This is a genomic window from Streptomyces mauvecolor, assembly GCF_039532965.1.
GTDB classification, from domain to species: domain Bacteria; phylum Actinomycetota; class Actinomycetes; order Streptomycetales; family Streptomycetaceae; genus Streptomyces; species Streptomyces violascens.
Genome location: NZ_BAAASQ010000071.1, coordinates 1 through 1,426 on the forward strand (window position 1 = coordinate 1; position 1,426 = coordinate 1,426).

Consider the following 1,426-nt stretch of genomic DNA (forward strand, 5'->3'; position numbering starts at 1 on the left):
GGTTGCGTCCATGGAGATGGTGTACGGGTTCGACCTGATCCGGGGGTTTGCTCCGGCGTAGGGGTGAGGACCGCATAGACGAACGGCCACCGGCTGATCTTCGAGGTGTCGAAGCTCGAAGGAGATCAGCACGATGACCGCACCTGACAGTGTGCCCCTGCACGCCCTCGCCGAGGACAACCTCGCCGCGGCGAGTCCGGATCTGCTGCGCGCGATGGTCAAGACGTTCGCCGATGCGTTGATGTCCGCCGAGGCCGACACCCTATGCGGCGCCGAATATGGGCAGGTCAGCGACGAACGCGTCAACCACCGCAACGGCTACCGCCCGCGCGAGTGGGACACCCGGGCCGGCACCGTCGAATTGGCCATCCCCAAGCTGAGGCAGGGCAGTTACTTCCCGCACTGGCTCCTGGAACGCCGTCGCCGGGCCGAGCAGGCTCTCGTCTCGGTGGTCGCGACCGCCTACCTGCTGGGAGTGTCCACCCGCCGGGTCGAGAAGCTCGCCGAATCCCTCGGCGTGACCCAGCTGTCGAAGTCCCAGGTCAGCGCGATGGCCCGGCATCTGGACGAGCAGGTCGCCGCATTCCGCAACCGGCCCCTGGATGCCGGTCCCTATGCGTTCGTCTGGGTGGACGCGCTGACCCAGAAGGTCCGCGAGGGCGGCCGCATCATCAACGTCCACGCTCTGATCGCGGTCGGGGTCAACGCCGACGGGCACCGCGAGATCCTCGGCATCGACATCGCCACCTGCGAGGACGGTGCCGGCTGGCTCGCCTTCCTGCGCTCGCTCATCGCCCGCGGCCTGACCGGTGTCCAGCTGGTCGTCTCCGACGCCCATGCCGGCCTCGTCGACGCCATCGGAGCAGTGCTGCCCGGTTCTTCCTGGCAGCGTGCCGCACTCACTACGCCAGAAACCTGTTGAGCCAGGTTCCGAAAACGGCCCAGCCATGGGTGGCCACCCTGCTGAGGACCGTCTTCGAACAACCCGACACCGACGCTGTCCGGGCCCAGATGCGGCATGTCCTGGATGCGTTGGAGGCCAAATTCCCCAAGGCCGCAGCGCACTTGGACGCCGCCCAGCACGACCTGCTGGCCTTTACCGCCTTCCCGCGCGAGATCTGGCGGCAGATCTGGTCGAACAATCCGCAGGAACGACTGAACAAAGAGATCCGGCGTCGCACCGACGTGGTCGGTATCTTCCCCGACCGCACCGCCCTGATCCGCCTGGTCGGTGCCGTCCTGGCCGAGCAGAACGACGAGTGGACCGAGGCCCGCCGCTACATGGGACTCGACCTGCTCGCCAAGGCCCGCCTCCACCCGATCGAGTCAGAAACCGACGAGACCACCCTGCCCACCGAACTCACCGCATAGCCTCAAAACGAGATCACCGAGTGGCCGTCGATACACCACTCCAGTGGACGTGACC

At 66.8% G+C, this 1,426-nt stretch carries 1 pseudogene; it reads left to right on the forward strand.

The features are described 5' to 3' along the window. Positions 1-133 precede the first annotated feature (133 nt). Positions 134-1,371, forward strand: a pseudogene (locus ABD346_RS38260) (IS256 family transposase). The last annotated feature ends 55 nt before the right edge of the window (positions 1,372-1,426 follow it).